The 21255-nt window shown below is 69.0% G+C and carries 23 protein-coding genes; 12 read left to right on the top strand and 11 right to left on the bottom strand.

Annotated elements, in window-relative coordinates; translation table 11 throughout:
- The first annotated feature begins 67 nt into the window (after window positions 1-67).
- Both IAI54_RS11000 and IAI54_RS29135 read left to right on the top strand, forming a co-directional pair.
- A complete protein-coding gene (locus IAI54_RS11000; RefSeq protein WP_187972379.1) occupies window positions 68-766 on the top strand; it encodes a type 1 glutamine amidotransferase in 699 nt (232 codons plus the stop codon).
- A 307-nt stretch (window positions 767-1073) separates the two neighbouring features.
- A complete protein-coding gene (locus IAI54_RS29135; protein ID WP_275403627.1) occupies window positions 1074-1205 on the top strand; it encodes a hypothetical protein in 132 nt (43 codons plus the stop codon).
- A 119-nt stretch (window positions 1206-1324) separates the two neighbouring features.
- On the opposite strand, the gene IAI54_RS10995 is transcribed toward IAI54_RS29135, so the two are convergent.
- Genes IAI54_RS10995 through IAI54_RS10975 form a run of 5 tightly spaced genes read right to left on the bottom strand, consistent with a single transcriptional unit; the run spans window position 1325 to window position 5736 of the window.
- A complete protein-coding gene (locus IAI54_RS10995; protein ID WP_187972378.1) occupies window positions 1325-2065 on the bottom strand; it encodes a metallophosphoesterase in 741 nt (246 codons plus the stop codon).
- The gene (locus IAI54_RS10990; RefSeq protein WP_187972377.1) at window positions 2062-2730 is read right to left on the bottom strand and encodes a LutC/YkgG family protein; all 669 of its coding nucleotides are present in this window, start codon (window positions 2728-2730) and stop codon (window positions 2062-2064) included. The genes IAI54_RS10995 and IAI54_RS10990 overlap by 4 nt, the downstream gene beginning before the upstream one ends.
- A complete protein-coding gene (locus IAI54_RS10985) occupies window positions 2727-4163 on the bottom strand; it encodes a LutB/LldF family L-lactate oxidation iron-sulfur protein (protein ID WP_187972376.1) in 1437 nt (478 codons plus the stop codon). Before IAI54_RS10985 ends, IAI54_RS10990 begins: the two co-directional genes overlap by 4 nt.
- Window positions 4164-4165: 2 nt before the next feature.
- On the bottom strand, window positions 4166-4936 hold the full coding sequence (locus IAI54_RS10980) for a (Fe-S)-binding protein (RefSeq protein ID WP_420838275.1): 771 nt from the start codon (window positions 4934-4936) through the stop codon (window positions 4166-4168).
- Window positions 4933-5736: a FadR/GntR family transcriptional regulator gene (locus tag IAI54_RS10975; protein ID WP_187972374.1), complete on the bottom strand. Its 804-nt coding sequence runs from the start codon at window positions 5734-5736 to the stop codon at window positions 4933-4935. The genes IAI54_RS10980 and IAI54_RS10975 overlap by 4 nt, the downstream gene beginning before the upstream one ends.
- Window positions 5737-5886: 150 nt before the next feature.
- Here IAI54_RS10975 and IAI54_RS10970 point away from each other — a divergent pair, with 150 nt between their 5' ends.
- On the top strand, window positions 5887-7194 hold the full coding sequence (locus IAI54_RS10970) for a DUF3422 family protein (RefSeq protein WP_235679323.1): 1308 nt from the start codon (window positions 5887-5889) through the stop codon (window positions 7192-7194).
- Between the two features lie 56 nt (window positions 7195-7250).
- On the opposite strand, the gene IAI54_RS10965 is transcribed toward IAI54_RS10970, so the two are convergent.
- Window positions 7251-7649 carry a c-type cytochrome gene (locus tag IAI54_RS10965; protein WP_187972373.1) on the bottom strand — a complete coding sequence of 133 codons (399 nt, stop codon included), beginning with the start codon at window positions 7647-7649 and terminating at the stop codon, window positions 7251-7253.
- A 1597-nt stretch (window positions 7650-9246) separates the two neighbouring features.
- Between IAI54_RS10965 and IAI54_RS10960 the strand changes: the two genes are divergently transcribed.
- The 8 genes from IAI54_RS10960 (at window position 9247) to glcF (ending at window position 15633) form a co-directional block, all read left to right on the top strand.
- Window positions 9247-10743 (top strand): FAD-linked oxidase C-terminal domain-containing protein, encoded by a 1497-nt coding sequence (locus tag IAI54_RS10960; RefSeq protein ID WP_187972372.1) that lies wholly within the window; start codon window positions 9247-9249, stop codon window positions 10741-10743.
- Window positions 10744-10798: 55 nt separating this feature from the next.
- On the top strand, window positions 10799-11380 hold the full coding sequence (locus IAI54_RS10955; protein ID WP_187972371.1) for a Uma2 family endonuclease: 582 nt from the start codon (window positions 10799-10801) through the stop codon (window positions 11378-11380).
- A gap of 100 nt (window positions 11381-11480) precedes the next feature.
- Window positions 11481-12059: a Uma2 family endonuclease gene (locus IAI54_RS10950; RefSeq protein ID WP_187972370.1), complete on the top strand. Its 579-nt coding sequence runs from the start codon at window positions 11481-11483 to the stop codon at window positions 12057-12059.
- Window positions 12060-12066: 7 nt separating this feature from the next.
- Entirely contained in the window at window positions 12067-13311 is a 1245-nt protein-coding gene (gene glcE / locus IAI54_RS10945) for a glycolate oxidase subunit GlcE (RefSeq protein ID WP_187972369.1), read from the top strand.
- Window position 13312: 1 nt separating this feature from the next.
- Window positions 13313-13684: a DUF4870 family protein gene (locus IAI54_RS10940; protein ID WP_187972368.1), complete on the top strand. Its 372-nt coding sequence runs from the start codon at window positions 13313-13315 to the stop codon at window positions 13682-13684.
- A gap of 15 nt (window positions 13685-13699) precedes the next feature.
- Window positions 13700-13927, top strand: coding sequence for a DUF433 domain-containing protein (locus IAI54_RS10935; protein ID WP_187972367.1), 228 nt, complete (start codon window positions 13700-13702; stop codon window positions 13925-13927).
- An 8-nt stretch (window positions 13928-13935) separates the two neighbouring features.
- Window positions 13936-14292 (top strand): hypothetical protein, encoded by a 357-nt coding sequence (locus IAI54_RS10930; protein WP_187972366.1) that lies wholly within the window; start codon window positions 13936-13938, stop codon window positions 14290-14292.
- A 12-nt stretch (window positions 14293-14304) separates the two neighbouring features.
- The gene (glcF, locus tag IAI54_RS10925) at window positions 14305-15633 is read left to right on the top strand and encodes a glycolate oxidase subunit GlcF (RefSeq protein WP_187972365.1); all 1329 of its coding nucleotides are present in this window, start codon (window positions 14305-14307) and stop codon (window positions 15631-15633) included.
- Here glcF and IAI54_RS10920 read toward each other — a convergent pair.
- A complete protein-coding gene (locus IAI54_RS10920; RefSeq protein ID WP_187972364.1) occupies window positions 15603-16499 on the bottom strand; it encodes a bile acid:sodium symporter family protein in 897 nt (298 codons plus the stop codon). The two genes, glcF and IAI54_RS10920, sit on opposite strands and share 31 nt — an antisense overlap.
- Before the next feature lie 73 nt (window positions 16500-16572).
- The gene (locus tag IAI54_RS10915) at window positions 16573-17370 is read right to left on the bottom strand and encodes a L,D-transpeptidase (protein WP_187972363.1); all 798 of its coding nucleotides are present in this window, start codon (window positions 17368-17370) and stop codon (window positions 16573-16575) included.
- A 219-nt stretch (window positions 17371-17589) separates the two neighbouring features.
- Here IAI54_RS10915 and IAI54_RS10910 point away from each other — a divergent pair, with 219 nt between their 5' ends.
- A complete protein-coding gene (locus tag IAI54_RS10910; RefSeq protein ID WP_187972362.1) occupies window positions 17590-18228 on the top strand; it encodes a DNA-3-methyladenine glycosylase I in 639 nt (212 codons plus the stop codon).
- Window positions 18229-18321: 93 nt separating this feature from the next.
- Here IAI54_RS10910 and IAI54_RS10905 read toward each other — a convergent pair whose 3' ends face one another.
- The 3 genes from IAI54_RS10905 to IAI54_RS10895 all read right to left on the bottom strand — a co-directional run bounded on the left by IAI54_RS10905 (window position 18322) and on the right by IAI54_RS10895 (window position 21095).
- Window positions 18322-20598, bottom strand: a complete 2277-nt coding sequence (locus IAI54_RS10905; RefSeq protein ID WP_187972361.1) for a methyl-accepting chemotaxis protein — start codon at window positions 20596-20598, stop codon at window positions 18322-18324.
- 114 nt (window positions 20599-20712) lie between these two features.
- The gene (locus IAI54_RS10900) at window positions 20713-20889 is read right to left on the bottom strand and encodes a hypothetical protein (RefSeq protein WP_187972360.1); all 177 of its coding nucleotides are present in this window, start codon (window positions 20887-20889) and stop codon (window positions 20713-20715) included.
- 5 nt (window positions 20890-20894) lie between these two features.
- On the bottom strand, window positions 20895-21095 hold the full coding sequence (locus tag IAI54_RS10895) for a hypothetical protein (RefSeq protein ID WP_187972359.1): 201 nt from the start codon (window positions 21093-21095) through the stop codon (window positions 20895-20897).
- Window positions 21096-21255 lie beyond the last annotated feature (160 nt).

Raw genomic sequence — 21255 nt, 5'->3', positions numbered from 1 at the left:
CGGCTTGCGCGGCGTGCCCGCCATGCTATCGCTTCGGCCGTCCCATCCGCCACACGGAAACCGCCGCATGCGCATCCTCGCCGTCCAGAACCACGCAGGCACCGGCCTCGGCCAGATCGCGAGGGCGCTCGCCGAAGCGGAAGCCGCGGTCGACCTGGTGCAGGCGCACGAGGGCGAGGCGCTGCCGTCGACGACCGACGGGCATGACGGGCTGATCGTGCTCGGCGGAGCGCAGAATGCGCTGGCCGACGACGAGCACCCCTATCTGCCGGAGCTGGTGGCGCTGATGCGCGACTTCGCGCTGGCCGACCGCGCGGTGCTCGGCGTCTGCCTCGGCTCGCAGCTCCTGGCCCGCGCCTTCGGGGCGAAGAACCTGATCGGCGCGGCGCCCGAGTTCGGATGGCGCGAGGTGTCACTCACGGAAGAGGGCGCGGCCGACCCGGTGCTGCGGGCGGCGGGAAGGCGGTTTCCGACCTTCCAGTGGCACGACGACACCTTTACGCTGCCGAGGGGGGCGATCAGGCTGGCCGGCAACGACGTTGCCGAGAACCAGGCCTTCCGCATCGGCCGCGCGGGTTACGGCATCCAGTTCCACTTCGAGGCGGACACGAAGCTGGTGCATCGCTGGAGCGGAGAATTCTCAGACTATCTGGCGGAGCGGCAGCCGGGCTGGCAGGACCGGCTCGGCCCCGAATCGGCACGGCACGGCCCCGTCGCCGATGCGGCGGGCCTAGCGCTCGCGCGCGCCTGGGTGGCGATGGTCTGAGCTCTCCCGCGCCGGTTTCGCGCGGCTTTCGGGAAGGGTCGTTTTTTGCCGGAACCGAATGATGCCGCGTGACATTTTGGGCACGCGCCCGGGAAACCGTGTGGAAGACTTCACGGACCGCTGGCGTGCCGGAGGCTACAGCCCTATGACGACGCCGCCCGGACGGGGGCTTCCGGGACCGCCGAAAAAAGAAACCGAGACCTGCGGTCGTCTTTTCCACGCACGTTCTTAAAGCGTGGAAGACGAAACCGAAAAGTAACCGCGGTCGATTCAAATGCGACGCAACGAGACAACCGAGATGACTCCCGTGAAAGCTGCCCTTCTGTCGTTCTTCATGTTGTCCGGCATCGGCATGTGGGCCGCCGGCATCTATGCCGCCGATGCCGCCTCCGGCCATCAGGTCGTCGACGGCTACGGCGTGGGCGCCACCAAGCGCTGACTTCGCCGCAGGGCTCGAGCTGCCCCGATCACCGAATCCCGTCCGGGACTTGCGCGGCCTTTCTCCCGTTGCGGAGGAAGGCCGTTTCGCGTTGCGGGAGACGCGATCGATGGCGGCCGTCAGGCCCGCGCGACCGCCTGGAGGATCCGCTTCTCGACACCCTCGATCACCAGGGCCGTCAGCCTGCCGGTCTGCCAGGCGGCGGTGTCGACGTTGACACGGTTGGCGAGAATTTCGGGCTCGGCGTTCGGCGTGTGGCCGTGGACGATCACCTTGGGGTGCAGCTCTCCGGTATGGTGAAACGCCTGGCGGATCCAGACGAGATCGTCCCGCGACTGATCCGACAGCGGGATGCCCGGCCTGATGCCGGCGTGGCAGAAGAAAAAGTCGCCGAAGCTCAGCGAATAGGGGAGTCCGGCGAGGAACGCGCGGTGGCTCGCCGGCACCGCGGCCTCGAGCGCCGTCCAGCCGCTCGCCAGGGCAACCGGGTCGCGGGCGTCGAGCGACACGCCGTAGGAACGGGCGGTCTCGACGCCGCCATGGTTCATGAACAGGCCGTCGGGCTCGGGAACCGCGAGGAAGTCGAGAAAGCCGAGATCGTGGTTGCCGACGACCGAGAGGAAACGCGGCTCCTCCGTCGCGCGGCGCGCCAGCAGGTCCAGCACGCCAGCCGATTCGGGACCGCGATCGACGAAGTCGCCGAGGTGGATCACCCGCCAGTCTGCCGGGCGGTCGCGCTCGATCTCGGCGGCGATCAGGTCGTGCATGCGCGCCAGCAGGTCGAGCCGGCCGTGCACGTCGCCGATGGCGTAGATCCGCACGCCCTCCGGCCCCGCCGCCTCGAGAAAGTGGACGCTCATCCTACGACGATCAGATGCACCGCGCGCGGACCATGCGCGCCGAGGATGATCTTCTGCTCGATGTCGCCCGACCGCGACGGGCCGGTGATCAGGTTCAGCGTGCGCGGCATCTCGCCCTTGCCGAACTTGCGCCGGACCTTGCCCATCACCGTCTCGAGATCGCCGGCGATGTCCTTGGCGTCGACGACGACGATGTGGTGTTCGGGCAGGAAGTTGATGGTGGTCGGGTTGTCCTTGCCCGACGCCAGCACGAGCGTGCCGGTCTCGGCCACGCCCGCCAGCGCATGGGAGAGGCCCGCCTCGTCGTTGCCGTCGGAGGCGCCGCGGCGGATTTCCAGCGTCTTGATCTGGTCCCAGGGCAGCGACTTCAGGCGCTTGTCGTCGCCGACGCGGACGGCGTGGGGGAGATTGCGGGCGCGCAGATAGTCGCTGACGGCCTTGGGAACGTGGTCGTGCGAGCGGACGCGGGCGACCGTGCAGGTGACCTTCTCGGCCATGGCGCAGAACAGGTCGATGCGGGAGACGTCGTCGAGCTGGCCGCGCGCCGGGATGACGCCCTTCGGCACCTTCGACAGACGGGCCTCGACGGCGGCGCGGCGCGCGGCGTCGTCGGCACCGGACAGGGCGCTGCGGATCTTGCCCAGGATGGCTGCGCGCGGGGTCATGCCCGGCCTCCCTGCTTCAGCGCCTCGCGCTGGCTCCATTGCTGGCGGAAGGTACGGGTTTCGGGCGCGGGCATCTCGCGGTGCTTCGTCCAGCCGCCGGCGAAGGGCAGCCAGGAGAAGCGGCCCTTGGCCTTGCCGACGGCGCCGAGCACGGGAATGGCGATCGAGGTGGCGAGCGCGTAGAGCCGCGGGCGGCGGGCGAAGAAGGCCCAGGCCTTCAGGCCGTAGCGCTGCGTGGCGGGATTCAGGCCTCGCTCGAACTCCTTCTCGCGCCAGTGGCGCATCATCTTCGGCAGCGGGATCCTCATCGGGCAGACGCTCTCGCAGCGGCCGCAGAAGGTCGACGCGTTGGGCAGGTGGCCGCCCTTCTCGACGCCGACCAGGGCGGGCGTCAGCACCGCGCCCATCGGTCCGGGATAGACCCAGCCATAGGCGTGGCCGCCGATCGAATGATAGACCGGGCAGTGGTTCATGCAGGCGCCGCAGCGGATGCAGCGCAGCATCTCCTGGAACTCCGTGCCGAGCATGGCCGAGCGGCCGTTGTCGAGCAGGATGACGTGATACTCGTCCGGCCCGTCCGGGTCGCCCGGCCGCCGCGGGCCGGTGGAGAGCGTGGTGTAGACGCTCATGTCCTGGCCGGTGGCGGAGCGGGCGAGCACGCGCAGGATCTGGGCGGCGTCGTTCAGCGTCGGCACGATCTTCTCGATCGAGGCGATGACGACGTGGATGCGCGGCAGGATCTGGGTGAGGTCGCCATTGCCCTCGTTGGTGACGATGATCGAGGAGCCGGTCTCGGCGACGAGGAAATTGGCGCCGGTGATGCCGATGTCGGCCTCGAAATACTTGGCGCGCAGCACCTTGCGCGCCTCGTCGAGCAGTGTCTCGGGTTCGGTCAGGTCGCGGTCGGCGGGCAGATGGGTGTGGACGCGGCGGAAGTCGGCCTCGACCTGGTCCTGGTTGACGTGGACGGCCGGCGCGATGATGTGGCTCGGGTGCTCGCCGCGCAGCTGGATGATGTATTCGCCGAGATCGGTCTCGACCGGGACGATGCCGGACGCGTCGAGGAAATCGTTGAGCGCGATCTCCTCGGTGATCATCGACTTGCCCTTGGTGACCGTTCGGGCGCCGCGGGTGCGGCAGAGGTCGAGCACGATGCTGCGGGCGTCGGCGGCCGTCTCGGCCCAGTGCACGTGGCCGCCCGCCGCGGTGACCTTCTGCTCGTAGGCCTCGAGATAGAGGTCGAGGTGCTCCAGCGTGTGGTTCTTGATGTCGCGGGCGCTGTCGCGCAGGGCATCGAACTCGGGCAGGGCGTCGACGGCCTTCTGGCGCTTGTCGATGAAGCCGGCGCGGACATTGCCCAACGCCTTCTGCAGCTGGACGTCGTCCAGCGCGTGGCGGGCGTTCTGCTTGAAGGAAGGGGAGGTGATCTGCATGGTCAGTCCTTCCCGCCGATCGGTGCGCCGTCGGTGAGGCCGGCGAGCACCTCCGCCACGTGGCGGGCCTCGACGGGCGCCCCCTGGCGCTTCAGCTTGCCGGCCATGTTCATCAGGCAGCCGAGGTCGCCGGCGAGCAGGGTGCCGGCGCCGCTCTCGACGATGGCCCGCGTCTTGGTCTCGACGATCGAATTGGAGACGTCGGGATACTTGACGCAGAAGGTGCCGCCGAAGCCGCAGCAGACGTCGGGGTCGCGCATCTCGCGCAGTTCGATGCCGGGCATGGAGGCGAGGAGCGCGCGGGGCTGCGCCTTCACGCCGAGCTCCCGCAGGCCCGAACAGGAATCATGGTAGGTGACCGAGCCGCTGCCCGACGCCGTCACGCGGTCCATGCCGCGCACGTCGGCCAGGAAAGAGACCAGCTCGTGCACCTTGGCCGAGAAGGCTTTCGCGCGCTCCTCCCAGCGGGGATCGCCCTTGAAGAGGGCCGGATAGTGCTTCTTCAGCATGCCGGCGCAGGAGCCGGAGGGCGCCACGACGTAGTCGAAGCCTTCGAAGGCGCGGATGGTGTTCTCGGCGATCATGCGTGCGTCGTGGCGGTCGCCGGAATTGTAGGCCGGCTGGCCGCAGCAGGTCTGCGCCATCGGCACGTCGACGTTGCAGCCGGCCTCCTCGATGAGCTTCACCGCGGCGAAGCCCACGACGGGCCTGAACAGGTCGACGAGGCAGGTCACGAAGAGCCCCACCTTCGGTTTGTCACTCGCCACGGTCAATGCGTGCTCCCTGCGGTCTTGCCGGTTTCGGTACCCATGCGCTGCATACGGCGCAGCCGCGAGACCTTCTGCCAGTCCTGGCTGCGCTCGGCTTCGTCCTTGGCGCGCTCGACATAGTCGATGTGGTCGCGCGCCGCCGCACGGGCCCGCGCGGGATCGCCCGCCAGCACCGCCTCGGCGATCGCCCGGTGCTGGGCGAGCAGGTCGTCGCGGGCGCCGGGCAGGCCGTAGATCAGCGTGCGGTTGACGAAGACGTCGTCGGCGAGCAGCCGGTAGCAGGAGCGCAGCGTGTGCAGCAGGATGACGTTGTGGGCGCATTCGCCGATCGCCGAGTGCAGTTCGACGTCGAGCGCGACTTCTTCCTCGAAATCGCTGCGTTCGTGTGCGTCCTTCATGCGCAGGACGATGCCGGCGATGAGCGAGCGGTCGTCTTCCGTCGCCCTGCGGGCGGCGTAGTCGGCGGCGATGCTCTCGAGTTCGCGGCGGTATTCCAGAAAATCGCGCGCGGCCTTCTTGTGGGTGGCGACGAGATCGCGCACCGGCTTGGTGAAGACCTCGCCGACGATGTCGGCGACATGGGTGCCGCCGCCATGGCGCGAGACCAGCAGGCCCTTCGCCTCCAGCGTCTTCAGCGCGTCGCGCAGGATCGGGCGCGAGACGTCGAAGCGGCGCGACAGGTCGCGCTCGCCCGGCAGGCGGTCGCCGGCCCGGAAGATGCCCTCCAGGATCAGCCCCTCGATGCGGTGCACCACCTCGTCGGAGGTGCGGGCATGTTCGATGCGGGTGAAGATCTCGTCCACGGGCTCCTCCGGCCGCGCGCATGCCGGCCGGCGCGGACATTATAACTGGTCAAGTTTCTTGTCCAGTTGGCAGGCAGGCGCGATGCCACATGGACGTGGCCGCGCGTTGCGGTATTCTGCATCGTCCGCCGGGAGGACGGGGAGGGCACGATGGCAGACGATGCAGGGGCGAGACCGCAGGAAACGCCGCTCACCGGCTCGGTGATGGGGTTTCGCGCGCATGAGGCGCGGGCGAATGCCGTGGGCGAGGTGCATGCCCGGCCGCATCCGCTGATCGAGACGCCGCGCAACCTGATCCAGCTCGCCTTCATGACCGAGGGCGGCTCGACGGTCGACCATGCGGTGCTCGGCGAACTGTCGCGCCGGCTGGGGGTGGCGCCGCCCGACCGGCAGGCGCGCCACCACGCGATGAAATGGGGCCGGGGCACGCTGCGCTGGGAGCGGCACACGGAGTTTTCGACCTATCTCTGGGAAGGACCGCCGGCCGCGGCGGGCGAGGAGGACGAGACGCCGTTCGGCGCCGGCTTCTCGGCGCCGGGACTGGTCGTCTCGGGCGTGCGGCTGGAGATCCGGCCGTGGACGGACGTCAACGAGGCGCGGATAGCGGCCTTCGATCCGGCGAGCCTGTGCCATTCGCTGGTCGACGGCGGCATGGCCGCGGCCGTGACCGACTTCCGCCAGGACGGCGACGGGATGACGCGGATTCTCGTGCTCGACAAAGGACTGGCGCCCGCCCGCATCGGCGCGCTGGCGCAGCGGCTGATCGAGATCGAGACCTATCGCACGCTCGCCATGCTGGGCCTGCCGCTGGCGCAGTCCCTGTCGCCGCGCATGCGCCGGATCGAGGACCGGCTGGCCTCGATCACCGGGCAGATGCGCAATGCCGCCGGCCGGCGAAACCAGGACATGCTGGCCGAGCTGACCGAACTGGCGGCCGAACTGGAAGCGGATGCGGCCGCGAGCCTCTACCGCTTCGGCGCGAGCCGGGCCTATCACGGCATCGTCGAGGAGCGGCTGGCGGCGCTGGGCGAGGAGCCGGCACCGGGCGGCGAGAGCTGGTCGGCCTTCCTGCAGCGGCGGGTGGCGCCCGCGATGCGCACCTGCCGGTCGATCGAGGAGCGGCAGGCCAACCTGTCGCGCAAGCTCGCCCGCGCGGCGACGCTGCTCAGGACCTGGGTGGACGTGGAGGTGGAACAGGGCAACCGCGACCTGCTCGCCTCGATGAACCGCCGCGCGAAACTGCAATTGCGGCTGCAGCAGACGGTCGAGGGCCTGTCGGTGGCGGCCGTCTCCTACTACGTCGTCGGTCTCGTCGGCTATCTGGCCAAGGGCGCGTCGCTGTTCGGCGGGGCGGTCAAGCCGGAGGTGCTGACGGCGGCGCTGGTGGTCCCCGTGGTCGCGGGCGTTTGGTGGATGGTGCGCCGCATCCGCAGCCGGCACGGCGAAGGCGTGGACTGAGGCCGCGGGCGCTGGGCGCGCGGCGACCCCGCCAGCCCGCGCGCCCGGCGCGAAGCCTATTTCGCCGATCCGTCGGCGTTGAACTGGTTCAGATAGGCGATGACGTCGGCGCGCTCGTCTTCCTTCTTGAGCCCGGCGAAGGCCATCTTGTTCTTCGGGACGTAGCTCTTGGGGTCGGCGAGGTACGCGTTCAGGGTTTCGGCATCCCAGGCCTTGTCGCCCGCGCCGAATTCGGTCATGGCCGGCGAATACTTGAAGCCTTCGACCGAGGCCACCTTGCGGCCGACGATGCCGTTGAGTTCCGGGCCGACCTTGTTCTTGGCGCCGGCGCCGACGGCGTGGCAGGCGGTGCACTTCTTGAACACCTTCTCGCCGGCGACGGGATCGCCATCGGCGAGCGCAGCGCCCGACAGGGCCAGCAGGGCTGTGGCGGCGAGGATGGAAAGCTTCGTCATGTTTCTCTCCCTGACGGAAACGTTTCGTGGCTCGGTGCTGACTTGCGCCGATCACCGCGCCGCGGCAAGTGCCGGAGCAGGCGGCGGCCCGCCGAAGGCACTATGTCGCAGCGTTCTGGATCGGCGGCAGAGCCCCGGCGCCCCTTCGCCGTCGTCACCCCGGGCGGAGCCGGCGTGGAGCGGAGGCGCGGACGCGGGACCGAGGCCTCGGCGGCATTGTCGGGAAGAGGCAGAAGGGAACGGCGGCGAACGGTGGGTCGTCCTGCAACGAAGCGCGGGGATGGACGGCGAGGCATGGATCCCGGATACGTCGTCCTGCGCTGCGCTTGGACGCCGTTCCGGGATGACGAAGGTGGGTGGGGCGGCGCGACGGGTCGGATCCTCGGGCCTTCGATGCGCGGGAGCGTGATGGACGGCCTGGCCACGTCCGTCGTGCCGACCGTCCATCGTCGCGGACTGGTCCGGCGGGGTCCCCCCCTCCGCCTCGCTTCGCTCGGCACCTCCCCCCCACTTCGTGGGGTTGGAGGATGGGCGGCGGCGCTTGGGGCGGGCTTCCTCCACCCCACGAAGTGGGGGCGGAGGTGGCGTCGCGAGGCGACGACGGAGGGGGGGAAGACGCTGGAGGATGCGGCAGGGGCAGCGGCGACGACCGGCGCCACGCGCCTCGTCGTGGACCGGATCGCGGGGATGGACGGCGAGGCATGGATCCCGGATACGGCGTCCTGCGCTGCGCCTGGACGCCGTTCCGGGATGACGAAGGCAGGGGGCCATGCCGGGGGAGGCGGGCCTGAGCGGTTACCGTCCCGGGGCAGCGTGGCCCCTCCCTCCGCCTCGCTGTGCTCGGCACCTCCCCCCACTTCGTGGGTTTGGGGGATGGGCGCTGCGGGTGGCCCCTCGTCCTCCACCCCACGAAGTGGGGGCGGAGGTGGCGTCGCGCAGCGACGACGGAGGGGGGGCGGCGACGCTGGAGGATGCGGCAGGGGCAGCGGCGGCGACCGGCGCCACGCGCCTCGTCGTGGACCGGATCGCGGGGATGGACGGCGAGGCATGGATCCCGGATACGGCGTCCTGCGCTGCGCTTGGACGCCGTTCCGGGATGACGAAGAGAAGGGGGGCATGCCGGGGGAGGCAGGCCTGAGCGGTTACCGTCCCGGGGCAGCGGGGTCCCCCCCTCCGCCTCGCTGCGCTCGGCACCTCGCCCCACTTCGTGGGTTTGGGGGATGGGCGCTGCGGGTGGCCCCTCGTCCTCCACCCCACGGTGGGGGCGGAGGTGGCGTCGCGAAGCGACGACGGAGGGGGGGAAGACGCTGGAGGATGCGGCAGGGGCAGCGGCGGCGACCGGCGCCACGCGCCTCGTCGCGCACCGGATCGCGGGGATCGACGGCGAGGCATGGATCCCGGATACGGCGTCCTGCGCTGCGCTTGGACGCCGTTCCGGGATGACGAAGAGAAGGGGGGCATGCCGGGGGAGGCAAGCCTGAGCGGTTACCGTCCCGGGGCAGCGTGGCCCCTCCCTCCGCCTCGCTGCGAACCGCCCTTTGCGGCGGCGCCGGGAACTGGTAAAGAGTTTTGACCACTTGGCGACGGGAGGCCCGACATGACTGGACTGGCGATGCCCAAGCCGGACGCCGCGACGCTGGCGCGGCGGGCCGAGATCGTGGCCGACATGAAGATCATCGTGCCGGGAGAGGGCGTGGTCGACGCGGTCAACGGCATGCGGGCCTTCGAGACCGACGGGCTGACGGCCTACCGGCAGCTGCCGCTGGTGGTGGTGCTGCCCGAGACGACGGCGCAGGTGGCGCGCATCCTCAGATACTGCAACGACCGCAACATCCGTGTGGTGCCGCGCGGCTCCGGGACCTCGCTGTCGGGCGGGGCGCTGCCGCTGGAGGACGCGGTGCTGCTGGTCATGAGCCGCTTCAACCGGATCCTCGACATCGACTATGCCAACCGCACCGTGACGGCGCAGCCCGGCGTCACCAATCTCGGCATCACGCATGCCGTGGAGCAGGAGGGCTTCTACTACGCACCCGACCCGTCCTCGCAGATCGCCTGCTCGATCGGCGGCAACGTGGCGGAGAATTCGGGCGGCGTGCACTGCCTGAAATACGGGCTCACCGCCAACAACGTGCTCGGCATCGAGATGGTGCTGATGGACGGCCAGGTGCTGCGGCTCGGCGGCAAGCACCTCGACGCGGAAGGCTACGACCTGCTCGGCATCATGACCGGATCGGAAGGGCTGCTCGGCGTGGTCACCGAGGTGACCGTCCGCATCCTGAAGAAGCCGGAGGCGGCGCGGGCGCTGCTGATCGGCTTCCCGACGAGCGAGGCGGCGGGCCAGTGCGTGGCCGACATCATCGGCGCCGGCATCATTCCCGGCGGCATGGAGATGATGGACCGGCCGGCGATCCACGCCGCGGAGGACTTCGTGCGGGCCGGCTACCCGCTCGACGTCGAGGCGCTGCTGATCGTCGAACTGGACGGGCCGGGACCGGAGATCGACCATCTGATCGGGCAGGTGGAGGCGATCGCCGCGCGCAACGGCTCGACGGCCTGCCGCATCTCGACCTCGGAGGAGGAGCGGCTTGCCTTCTGGGCCGGGCGCAAGGCGGCGTTTCCGGCCGTGGGCCGCATCTCGCCGGACTATTACTGCATGGACGGGACGATCCCGCGCAAGGAACTGCCGAAGGTGCTCGCCGGCATGCGGGCGATGTCTGAGCGCTACGGGCTCGGCGTCGCCAACGTCTTCCATGCCGGGGACGGCAACCTGCACCCGCTGATCCTCTACGACGCCAACAGGCCGGGCGAGCTGGAGAAGGCGGAGGCCTTCGGTTCCGACATCCTGCGGCTCTGCGTCGAGGTGGGCGGCGTGCTCACCGGCGAGCACGGCGTGGGCGTGGAGAAGCGGGACCTGATGGGCACGATGTTCACGCAGGACGATCTCGATCACCAGATGCGGGTGAAATGCGCCTTCGACCCGAACCATCTGCTCAACCCCGGCAAGGTGTTCCCGCAGCTCAGGCGCTGCGCCGAGATGGGGCGCATGCACGTGCACAAGGGGCAGATGCCGTTCCCCGACATTCCGAGGTTCTGACTTTGGCCGATCGGCGGTTTTTCGCTATGGTGGCTCAAGGAAGGAGGAAGCGTCGATGAACACGCATGTCGCGCCACCGCCGGGCAGGCTGACCGCCGAAGAGTTCCTCGCCTTCATCGAGGACCGTCCGCGCGAGGAACGCTGGCAGCTGATCGACGGGGAGGCTTTCGTGATGATGTCGCCGGCCAGGCTGCCGCACCAGCGGATCGGTCTCAACCTCATCCTGCACATGAACGACGCGCTTCGGAAGCACCGTCCCGACCTCGTCGCGATGCACGAAGTGGCGGTGCGGGTCGACGCTTTCCCGGATTTTCGTGCCATCGCCGACGTGGCGGTGATCGGTTCCGAGGTCGAGGACGAGGTCTATGGAACCGGGTTCCACATGGCCGCCGAAGTCCTGTCCGAGTCGAACACGCGCGAACTCATCAGCCGCAAGCGGACCATTTATGGATCGTCGCCGGACTGCCAGCATGTGCTGATCATCTCGCAGAAGGATTTCGCGGTCGAAGTCTGGTCGCGATCGAGCGGCTGGAAGGGGCGCGTCTATCGCTCGCCGGAGGACGTGATCGAGCTGCCGGAATTCGGGTTCGCGTGCCGGGTGGCCGACCTCTATCGCGGGACGCCGGTGAAGGGATGATGGGCCGGCCTTGCTCGGGTGTCGGTCGCGCGGACGCAGGGCCGGTTTTGGCCGGGCGGCGGATTCGGGCTATGATGGCTCCAGCAAGGAGGGCGTCTGAATGAACACGCATGTCGCGCCACCGCCGGGCAGGCTGACCGCCGAAGAGTTCCTCACCTTCATCGAAAACCGTCCGCGCGAGGAACGCTGGCAGCTGATCGACGGGGAGGCTTTCGTGATGATGTCTCCGGCAACTCATCCGCATCAGATGATCGGTCGAAATCTCGCGCGCCTGCTGGACAAGGCACTGGAGCAGCACAGGTCCGACCTCGCCGCACTCCAGGAAGTCGGTATCAGGTCCGATGAGCATCCGGATTTCCTCGCGGTCGCCGATGTCGCTGTGGTCGACGGGCAGGTCGAAAACGAGGTGTATGGGTCGCGCTACTATCTCGCTGCCGAAATCCTATCGGACTCCAACACGCGCGAATCGATCAGCCGCAAACGCTTTCTCTATGCGGCCTCGCAACACTGCCTCCATGTGCTGATCATCGCGCAGAAGGAATTCGCAGTCGAAGTCTGGTCACGCTCGAACGGCTGGCAGGGGCGCGTCTTTCGTTCGCCAGACGACCTGATCGAGCTGCCCGAGTTCGGCTTCTCGTGCCGGGTGGCCGACCTCTATCGCGGGACGCCGGCGAAGTGAGACGCTCTTGACCCGTTTTACCCCCACCACATCGGCCGAGGTGCTGGACGTCGTGCGCTGGGCGGCCGGCGAGGGCGAGCCGATCGAAATCGTCGGGCAGGGCTCCAAGCAAGGGATCGGGCGGCCCGTGCAGACCGAGCATGTGCTCGACTGCTCGGGCCTGTCCGGCGTGACGCTCTACGAGCCGGAGGAACTGGTGCTGTCGGCACGCGCCGGCACGCCGGTGGCCGAGATCGAGACGCTGCTTTCGGAGCGGAATCAGGAATTCGCCTTCGAACCGATGGATTACGGACCGCTGCTCGGCGGCGAACCGGGGCGCGGCACGATCGGCGGGCTGCTGTCGGCCAATCTCGCCGGGCCGCGCCGGCTCAAGGCGGGTGCGGCGCGCGACCATATCCTGGGCATCAACGCCGTGTCCGGTCGTGGCGAGGCCTTCAAGGCGGGCGGGCGCGTGGTGAAGAACGTCACCGGCTACGATCTGTCGAAGGCCATGGCCGGCGCGTGGGGCACGCTCGCCGTGCTCACAGACGTCACCTTCAAGGTGCTGCCGCGATCGGAGACCGAGACCACGCTGGTGCTTCGGGGGCTGACGGAGGAGCAGGCGGTCGCGGCCATGGCGGTGGCGACGGGATCGAGCGCGGAGGTTTCGGCAGCCGCGCATCTGCCGGAGACGGTGACGGGAAAGGTGCTCGACGGCGCCTTGTCGGGTCGCGCCTCGACGCTGCTGCGCGTCGAGGGTTTCGGGCCGTCGGTGGTCTACCGGTCGGAGATGCTGAAGCACCTGTTCTCGATGCTCGCGATCGACACGATCGACGAGAGCGCGTCGCGGCGGCTCTGGCGCCAGGTGCGCGACGTCGCGCCCTTCGCCGACGGCTCTGCCAGGCCGGTGTGGCGCGTGTCGATGGCGCCGTCGGACGGCCACCGCATGGTGATGGCGCTGCGCATGCAGGCGGCGGTCGATGCGTTCTACGACTGGCAGGGCGGGCTGGTGTGGCTGCGGATGGAAGGCGAGAGCGAGGCGGCGGCGCTGCGCGGCCTGATCAGGCGGCATGGCGGGGGGCATGCGACGCTGGTGCGGGCGAGCCTCGCCGAGCGGGCCGCGGTGCCGGTGTTCGAGCCGCAGCCGGCGGCGCTGGCGGCGCTGTCGGCGCGGCTGAAGGCCGAGTTCGATCCGAAGGGCATCCTCAATCCCGGCCGGATGGCCGCCGCGCATGCGGTGGCCGGTGCGGCTCTCGAAGCGACAGGAGGCTGACATGAGCGACGCCAACTCCGGCGGACGCCAGACGGACAAATGGCTGGAAGCGGGCAAGACCAACATCCAGGTGATCTACGTGCTCTACCTGGCCGGTTTCGCCTTCGCCTTCACGCCGCTGATCGGCGTCGTCATGGCCCATGTCAACCGCGACAAGGCCACCGGCTGGGCGGCGACGCACTACACCTATGCGATCCGGACCTTCTGGATCGGGCTGCTCTATTCGCTGATCTCGCTGATGCTGGCGATCCTGCTGGTCGGCTTCCTGCTGATGATCGCGACGGCCGCGTGGTTCGTGGTACGATGCGTGATCGGCCTGATGGCGGCCTCGCGCGACGAGCCGATCCGGAATCCGGACGGATGGCTGATCTAGGACAGGAAAAGTGTGATGAGTGGCGCAGACGTGACCGAAAAGGATCTCTTCGAGTCGAACCCGGACATCGTAAGCGGTGCTCTGGTCTTCAAGGGCACGCGGATTCCAGTGGAAGCGTTCTTCGAGAATCTCGCCGCAGGCCTGTCGCTCGACGAGTTGTTGCGAAACTATCCGGCGGTCGGACGGGAGAGGGCCGAAGCGGCGATCATGCTGGCTGCGAAGAAGTTCCGGGCAGCCGCGTGAGATTTGCGATGGTGGACGAAGGCGTTCCCGCAGACATTGCAGACCTCTTGTCCACCCCGGATTTTCCAGTCGATCGGTTTGCGGACGTTTGGAGGAGTCTGGATGATGGCAACCTCATTCGGCAAGCCGATCAACTGGGTTACCGGTGGCTGATCACCGGTGACCGGAAGATGCCCTATCAGCGGAATCTGAAGGGCAGGGCGATTTCCGTTCTGGTGCTCCACAGTCCGCGGCTGCCGCAGGTGCGGGCGATTGGACATTCGATACGAAACGCTCTCCTTTCACCGGTTGCCGGACATTTCGTTCTTCTGGACGTCAATGGGTGCGTGGCGGGAACCCCCACGCCCCATCTTCAGGGCGTATGACAGCCGAAAGCCATGCAAACATCCTTCTCCCCCGCCCAGCTCGCCGATCCGCACGTCGCGGAGGCGGAGTCGATCCTGCGCAAATGCGTGCATTGCGGGTTCTGCACCGCGACCTGTCCGACCTACGTGACGCTCGGCAACGAGCTCGACAGTCCGCGCGGGCGCATCTACCTGATCAAGGACATGCTGGAGAACGGCCGGCCGGCGGACGAGGAGATCGTCACGCATGTCGACCGCTGCCTGTCCTGCCTCGCCTGCATGACGACCTGCCCGTCGGGCGTGAACTACATGCATCTGGTGGACCATGCCCGCGCGCATATCCAGAAGACCTACCGGCGGCCGCTCGTCGACCGGCTGACGCGCGGCGTGCTCGCGGCCGTGCTGCCGCATCCGGCAAGGTTCCGCGCGGCCTTGGCCATGGCGCGGTTCGGCAAGCCTTTCGCCGGGCTGTTCCGCGCGATCGGGCTGAAGCCCTTCGCCGCCATGCTGGCGCTGGCGCCCGAAACCATCCCGGCGCGGTCGCCATCGGCCGAGCCCGGCACGCGGACGGCGGCCGGCGTGCGGCGCGGGCGGGTGGCGCTCCTGTCAGGCTGCGCGCAGCCGGTGCTGAAGCCCGGCATCAACGAGGCGACGATCCGGCTCTTGACGCGGCTCGGGGTCGAGGTGGTGCTGCCCGAGGGGGAGGGCTGCTGCGGCGCGCTGGTGCACCACATGGGTCGTGAGGAGGATGCGCTCACGTCGGCGCGTCGCAACGTCGACGCCTGGACGGCGGAGATCGAGAGGGGCGGGCTCGACGCCATCGTCATCACCGCGTCGGGCTGCGGCACGACGATCAAGGATTACGGCTTCATGCTGCGGCTCGACCCGGCCTATGCGGACAAGGCGGCAAGGGTCTCGGCGCTGGCCAAGGACGTCACCGAGTATCTGGCCACGCTCGACCTGCCGGCGCCGGAGCGGCCGGGAGGCCTGACTCTCGTCTATCACTCGGCCTGTTCCATGCAGCACGGCCAGAAGATCACGCGTCAGCCGAAGCAGCTGCTGGCGAAGGCCGGCTTCACGGTGAAGGACCCGCGCGAGGGGCATCTCTGCTGCGGCTCGGCGGGCACCTACAACATCCTGCAGCCGGAGATCGCCGCGACGCTGCGCGACCGCAAGGTGAAGAACCTCGAAGCGACGGGCGCGGCGCTCGTGGCGACCGGCAACATCGGCTGCATCACCCAGATCGCCTCGGCGGCGAGGATGCCGGTGGTGCATACGGTGGAGCTGCTCGACTGGGCCTATGGCGGACCGCGGCCGGAGGGCGTGCCGGATCAGGCGGCGGCTCTCGCGACCGCCGGGTAGCTCCGCTCGGCGAGCCGCCTTCGCCACAGGGTGAAGGGGATGACCAGCAGATACATGGTGACGCCGTAGACGCCCGACGGGACGCTGTAGGCGGGCACGCCGACCTCCGGACCCGCGACCAGCGCGCCGATGGCGATGCCGAGTGCTGCGTTCTGGATGGCCGTGTCGATGGAAATGGCCGTGGCCTGGGCGGTGCCGAGGCGCGCTATGCGGGCGAGCCCGAGCGCCGTCGCCAACAACAGGGAGCCGAGGATGACGATGCTGGGACCAAGCGTCGGCAGCGCGGCGACGAACAGGGTCCAATTGCTGATCAGGGTTCCGGCCACGAACACGATCAGGAGCAGCGAGGCGATCTTGCGCATCGGTTCGTCGAGACGGCCCGCCACGGCCGGCAGATAGAAGCGCACCGCCATGCCCGAGGCCACCGGCAGCGTGGTGAGCAGGAACATCGAATAGCCGAGGGACCCCAGATGGACGTCGGGTGCCGCCGCGCCGAGGAAGTGGCCGACGAAGAAGGCGACCAGCAGCGGCATGGTGAAGAGGGACGCGAAGCTCGAGACGCCGTTGACGGAGATCGACAGCGCCACGTCGCCGTGTGCGAAGCGCGTCATGAGGTTCGACGTCGGGCCGCCGGGGCAGAGCGACAGGATGACGAGACCGAGCGCCATCTCCGGCGACAGCGCGAAGATCCGTGCGATCAGATAGGCCATCAGCGGCAGCATGACGAACTGCGCCAGCGTGCCCACGGCGAAGGCCTTCGGGTTGCGCAGAACGTTGCGGAAATCCTGGAGCGTGAGGCCGAGGCCGAGCGAGAACATCATGACCGACAAGGCGGCCGGCATCAGAACGGTGACGAGCGGGTTCATGGCGTCCTCCAACTTCCTGTCTCCGGCGCCCGGGATCGGGCGCCGGCATGATCCGGCCGAGGGCCGGCCCGGATCAGATCACGATCACCTTCGTGCCGACGCCGACGCGTTCGTAGAGGTCCATCACGTCCTCGTTGCGCATGCGGATGCAGCCCGACGAGACGGACTGGCCGATCGTCCAGGGCTGGTTGGTGCCGTGGATGCGGTAGAGCGTCGAGCCGAGATAGAGCGCGCGCGCGCCGAGCGGGTTCTCGGGACCGCCCGCCATGTGGACCGGCAGGTGCCGGCCCTTGGCCTTTTCGCGGGCGATCATTTCGGCCGGCGGGCGCCAGTCGGGCCATTCGCGCTTCTGCGTCACCTTGTGGGTGCCCGACCATTCGAAGCCCGGCTTGCCGGTGCCGACGCCGTAGCGGCGGGCCTGGCCGCCGCTTTCCACGAGGTAGAGAAAGTTCTTCGTCGTATCGATGACGATGGTGCCGGGCTTCTCGGGACCGTCATAGGCGACGACCTGCGGCAGGTAGATCGGGTTGATCTGCGGCTGCACCGGACGCTGGATGGCGGCGGTGCGGATCTGCCGGTCGGGCGCCGGCAGCGCGGACCGCTGGCCGCGCGGCTTGTCCATCACGCGCAGCGCATCGCGGTCGACGGCGGCATTGTCGCGACCGGGATAGTAGACCTGGCGCTGCTCGGCGCGCGGCTGGCGGGCGAGCTGGCGGCCGGGCGCGCGACCGAGCTGCATGACCCAGGGCGCGGTCAGGTCGGGGCTGACCACCAGCGGCGGACGCTGGCCGTAGCGATCCTGCGCCGCGGACGGCTGGGCGGCGAGCGCGGCGGCCAGCGCCACGCCCGCGAGGGCAAGGGATTTCTTCATCGGACGTACACTCCACACATCGCCTGATGCCGGCAGCCGGAACTGGACGGCCGGGTCGGAGGCGATTGTGGTTAACCGGGGAGTCTGAAAGGTGAATCGAATTGTCTCGAAGGCGCGATTGTCAGGAAAGATCGTGCCGTGGTTACCGGGCGGTTCAGGAATCTGGTAAAGCGCCGCTTAAGGCCGGACGACGACGGTTAACCATCGCATCGAGGGACAATGAGCGGGGAAAAGACGGGGCTGACGGCCGGCGACGACGGTGTGACACGCTGCTTCTGGGCGGGCGACGATCCGCTCTACCGGCACTATCACGACCAGGAATGGGGCCGGCCCGTGGCCGACGACCGGCGCCTGTTCGAGAAGATCTGCCTGGAAGGCTTCCAGTCGGGACTGTCCTGGCTGACCATCCTGAAGAAGCGCGAGAATTTTCGCGAGGCCTTCGCGAACTTCGAGTTCGAGCGCGTCGCGGCTTTCGGGGACGGCGACGTCGAACGGCTGCTCGGAAATGCCGGCATCGTGCGCCACCGCGGCAAGATCGTCTCCACCATCAACAATGCCAGGCGCGCCCGGGAGATGGCAGACGAGTTCGGTTCGCTGGCGGCCTGGTTCTGGCGCTTCGAGCCGCAGCCGCATCAGCGGCCGGAGCGGGTGGACTATCCGACACTCACCGCCAATCCGAAGACGGAGGTGTCGACGCGCATCTCCAGGGAGCTGAAGAAGCGCGGCTGGAGCTTCGTCGGGCCGACGACGATCTACGCCTTCATGCAGGCGATGGGGCTGGTGAACGACCACATCGAGGGCTGCGCCTGCCGCGCGGGCGTCGAGGCCGAGCGGCTGCGTTTCAGCCGGCCGCGCTGACACCCGAGGTCGGCATGCGCGCAGGCACGTTTCCGCGCCCGCGGTCGACAACGGGAGCCTCGCGACAGAGTCCTTCCGTCCGCTGCAAGGCCATCAGAACTCTTCCCAGGACTCGTCCTGCCGGGCGAGGGCGAGGTTGCCGGTCGTGGCGGGACGGCCGGAGCGTGCGGCGGCCTGGCGTTGCGCCGGCCGGGGAGAGGGTGCCCGCATGGCCTGACCGGCCTGGCGCAGGTCTCCCGCTTCCGCACCGGTGCGGAAGCGGCCGAGCATCTCGGCCAGCCGCGCGCTCTCCAGACGCAGTTCGTCGCCCGACGCGCTCACCTGCTGCACCATGGCGGCGTTCTGCTGGGTGTTCTTGTCCATGTCGTTCATGGCGATGTTGACTTCGCCGAGGCTGTTGGACTGGTCCGCCGCTGCCGCCGCGATGGCGTCCATGTGGGCGTCGATCGACCGCATCAGTTCCTCGATCGCCGAGATGCTGCCGCCGGCGTCGGTGACGAGCTGGACGCCTTCGCCGACGGTGCGTTCCGAATTCGCGATCAGGCCCTTGATCTCCTTGGCGGCCTCGGCCGAGCGCTGGGCGAGCGCGCGGACCTCCTGAGCGACCACGGCGAAGCCGCGGCCGGCATCGCCGGCACGTGCGGCTTCGACCCCCGCATTGAGCGCGAGCAGGTTGGTCTGGAAGGCGATCTCGTCGATCACGCCGATGATCTGGGTGATCTGGCGCGCCGACTGGTCGATGCGCTCCATGGCGCCGACGGCGTTGCGGACGACCGCGCTCGACTGTTCGGCCCTGTCGCGGGTCGAGCGGACGAGGTCGCGCGCCTCTGCGGTGCGGCGCGAGGTGGCGGTGACGTTGGCCGTGACCTGGTCGAGCGCCGCGGCGGTCTCTTCCAGCGCGGCCGCCTGCTGTTCGGTGCGGCGGGCGAGGTTGCTCGATGCCTGCGAGATCTCGCTGGAGCCGCTGCCGACCACGGCGGCCGAGCGCACAGCCTCCGCCATGGCGGTGCGCAGCTGGCGTATCGAGGTGTTGAAGTCGTTGCGCAGCGGCTCGAAGCGCTCGGCGAAGCGCTCCTCGATGTCGCATCCGAGATCGCCGGCGGCCAGACGTCTCAGGCTCGCCGCCAGCGAGCCGGTCGCCTGGTTGAGGCGTTGCTCGGCATCGGCCTCGGCTCTCGCCTGCATGGCCTGACGCTCGCGGTCGGCCGCCTCGCGCTGGCGCGCGTTTTCGGCTTCGAGCCGACGGTTGCGCAGCGCCGCCTCGCGGAAGATCTCCACCGACCGCGCCATCTCGCCGATCTCGTCGCGGCGGTCGCGCAGCGGAATCACCGTCTCGACGTCGCCTTCGGCGAGGGCCTGCATGCGGCCGGCGATGCCGCGGATGGACGTGCCGATGCTGCGGACGGCCAGGACGCAGAGCGCCGACACCAGCAGGACCACCGTCGCGGTGAGCGCGACATAGAAGAGGTAGGACGAACGCGCGTCGGCGAGGCGGGTGAGAGCGAGGCTTTCCAGAGCATCGGCCGTCTGCCCGATCGCGGCGCGCAGGACCGGATACTGTTCCTGCTTGGCCCTGGTCCACTCTTCGAGCGTGACGGCCGACGTCCGCGCGGCCTGGTCGTTGCGGAAGACGTCCTGGCGGGCCGCCTTCAGGGTCCCGCCGCCGGGCCCGGCTTCGAAGGAGCGGATTCCCCGGGTGATGCCGGCGGGGAGGAGGTCCATCAGGGCCGGGCGGTGGATCTCCGTCAGGCTGCGCGCATGGATCATGTAGGCGAAGGCGGGCGCTGGAAGCGTTTCGCCGCTCAGGAAGGTGATGCCGAGGTTGTTCTCGATCAGCGCCGCGTCGTTGGTCTGCATCAGCGCGTGGAAGCCGGAGACGAAGCGGGCGATGGCGAGGTCGGAAATGACGGCGCCGGCGCGGTCCATCAGCTTGAGGCCGGCGGCCGAGACCGGCTGCAGGATGTAGAGCGACTCGTTGAAGGCGGCCTTGCCTTCGTCGATGCGGACGCGGTGCGGACCGACCTTGGCGATGCCGTCGCGGATGACCGCCATGGTCTCCTCGATCACCGGGTCCTTCTGGCCGCTCGCCAGCAGCGCCGCATGCGCGTCGAGCACCTGCCTTAACACCTGGTCGGTGCGCGTCCGCGCGGCGGCCCGTGTCTTCTCGTCTGCGAGCGCCTCGGCGGGGAGTGCCAGCGCGAGCTGCGACCCTGCCTCTGCCAGATCCTTGACCGGCATGGCCTGCCGCAGGTCCGCGTACTCCCGGTAGGACGTCCAGGCCAGATATCCGCCCAGCAGCGCGATGATGGCGAGCGGCAGGATGGCGAGGCCATACAGCGTGCTGCGAATGGAAATCGCACGGAAAGTCATCTCGTCCCCCGAATGACGAAGCTGGTCCCGACGAGCGCGGAACCGAAGGAAGGTTGCCCTTCAAATCATTGGATGACGTGCGTTAAGATTTTGCCTTCAATCTTAACGGCTGCGCTACAATGCGCAGAGCGGATAGCCGGCGCGCAGGGCGCTGCAGAGTTCGGGCTCCCATCCGCCGAAGCCGAGCAGCAGTGCGGCGGCGAGCAGGGTGAAGACGGCCACCGCGATGGCCGCGCGAAGGCCTGCGCCTTCCGCGGGCAGGTCGTGCGGGCGGCCGCGGCGGTCGTCCATGCCGCTCATCCCGCGAGCGCTCCGCCGGCGAGGAGCAGCGCGGCGATCACCACGGTGACCGAGCCGACGAGCGGATAGAGCGCGATCACCAGCGTCATGGTGGCGCCGCGCATGGCGCCTTCGGAGCTGCTGCTGCGGACGTCATCGCCGCCGCGGGCGGGCCTGAGGCCGCCGGTCCGAGGCCGGGAGGGGGTGTCGTGGCTCATCGTGTCCATCTGCGTCTTGCCGGGACCCTTGTCCCGTTCCTTTCGAAGCCATGCCTAGTCTTCGGCCGCGGCCGGCGCGGCGAAGAATTTCACATGCCGCGGAAGATGTTCGGGCGGCTGGGCGCAATTTGGGCGCGATCCGGGCGGCTTCGGGGCAGGC

The organism is Aquibium microcysteis, assembly GCF_014495845.1.
In the GTDB taxonomy this organism is placed as follows: Bacteria; Pseudomonadota; Alphaproteobacteria; order Rhizobiales; family Rhizobiaceae; genus Aquibium; species Aquibium microcysteis.
Note: the sequence above shows the minus strand (reverse complement) of the source record. Positions and strands in the feature narration are given on the sequence as shown.

Excerpts from the sequence above, each read along its gene's own strand:
- IAI54_RS10985 (WP_187972376.1), bottom strand. The coding sequence starts at position 4,163 with ATGCAGATCACCTCCCCTTCCTTCAAGCAGAACGCCCGCCACGCGCTG.
- IAI54_RS10995 (WP_187972378.1), bottom strand. The coding sequence starts at position 2,065 with ATGAGCGTCCACTTTCTCGAGGCGGCGGGGCCGGAGGGCGTGCGGATC.
- glcF (WP_187972365.1), top strand. The coding sequence starts at position 14,305 with ATGCAAACATCCTTCTCCCCCGCCCAGCTCGCCGATCCGCACGTCGCG.
- IAI54_RS10910 (WP_187972362.1), top strand. The coding sequence starts at position 17,590 with ATGAGCGGGGAAAAGACGGGGCTGACGGCCGGCGACGACGGTGTGACA.
- IAI54_RS10990 (WP_187972377.1), bottom strand. The coding sequence starts at position 2,730 with ATGACCCCGCGCGCAGCCATCCTGGGCAAGATCCGCAGCGCCCTGTCC.
- IAI54_RS10960 (WP_187972372.1), top strand. The coding sequence starts at position 9,247 with ATGACTGGACTGGCGATGCCCAAGCCGGACGCCGCGACGCTGGCGCGG.
- IAI54_RS10905 (WP_187972361.1), bottom strand. The coding sequence starts at position 20,598 with ATGACTTTCCGTGCGATTTCCATTCGCAGCACGCTGTATGGCCTCGCC.
- IAI54_RS10955 (WP_187972371.1), top strand. The coding sequence starts at position 10,799 with ATGAACACGCATGTCGCGCCACCGCCGGGCAGGCTGACCGCCGAAGAG.
- IAI54_RS10900 (WP_187972360.1), bottom strand. The coding sequence starts at position 20,889 with ATGGACGACCGCCGCGGCCGCCCGCACGACCTGCCCGCGGAAGGCGCA.
- IAI54_RS10940 (WP_187972368.1), top strand. The coding sequence starts at position 13,313 with ATGAGCGACGCCAACTCCGGCGGACGCCAGACGGACAAATGGCTGGAA.
- IAI54_RS10915 (WP_187972363.1), bottom strand. The coding sequence starts at position 17,370 with ATGAAGAAATCCCTTGCCCTCGCGGGCGTGGCGCTGGCCGCCGCGCTC.
- IAI54_RS10965 (WP_187972373.1), bottom strand. The coding sequence starts at position 7,649 with ATGACGAAGCTTTCCATCCTCGCCGCCACAGCCCTGCTGGCCCTGTCG.
- IAI54_RS10935 (WP_187972367.1), top strand. The coding sequence starts at position 13,700 with ATGAGTGGCGCAGACGTGACCGAAAAGGATCTCTTCGAGTCGAACCCG.
- IAI54_RS10930 (WP_187972366.1), top strand. The coding sequence starts at position 13,936 with ATGGTGGACGAAGGCGTTCCCGCAGACATTGCAGACCTCTTGTCCACC.
- IAI54_RS10950 (WP_187972370.1), top strand. The coding sequence starts at position 11,481 with ATGAACACGCATGTCGCGCCACCGCCGGGCAGGCTGACCGCCGAAGAG.
- IAI54_RS11000 (WP_187972379.1), top strand. The coding sequence starts at position 68 with ATGCGCATCCTCGCCGTCCAGAACCACGCAGGCACCGGCCTCGGCCAG.
- IAI54_RS10920 (WP_187972364.1), bottom strand. The coding sequence starts at position 16,499 with ATGAACCCGCTCGTCACCGTTCTGATGCCGGCCGCCTTGTCGGTCATG.
- IAI54_RS10895 (WP_187972359.1), bottom strand. The coding sequence starts at position 21,095 with ATGAGCCACGACACCCCCTCCCGGCCTCGGACCGGCGGCCTCAGGCCC.
- IAI54_RS10970 (WP_235679323.1), top strand. The coding sequence starts at position 5,887 with ATGGCAGACGATGCAGGGGCGAGACCGCAGGAAACGCCGCTCACCGGC.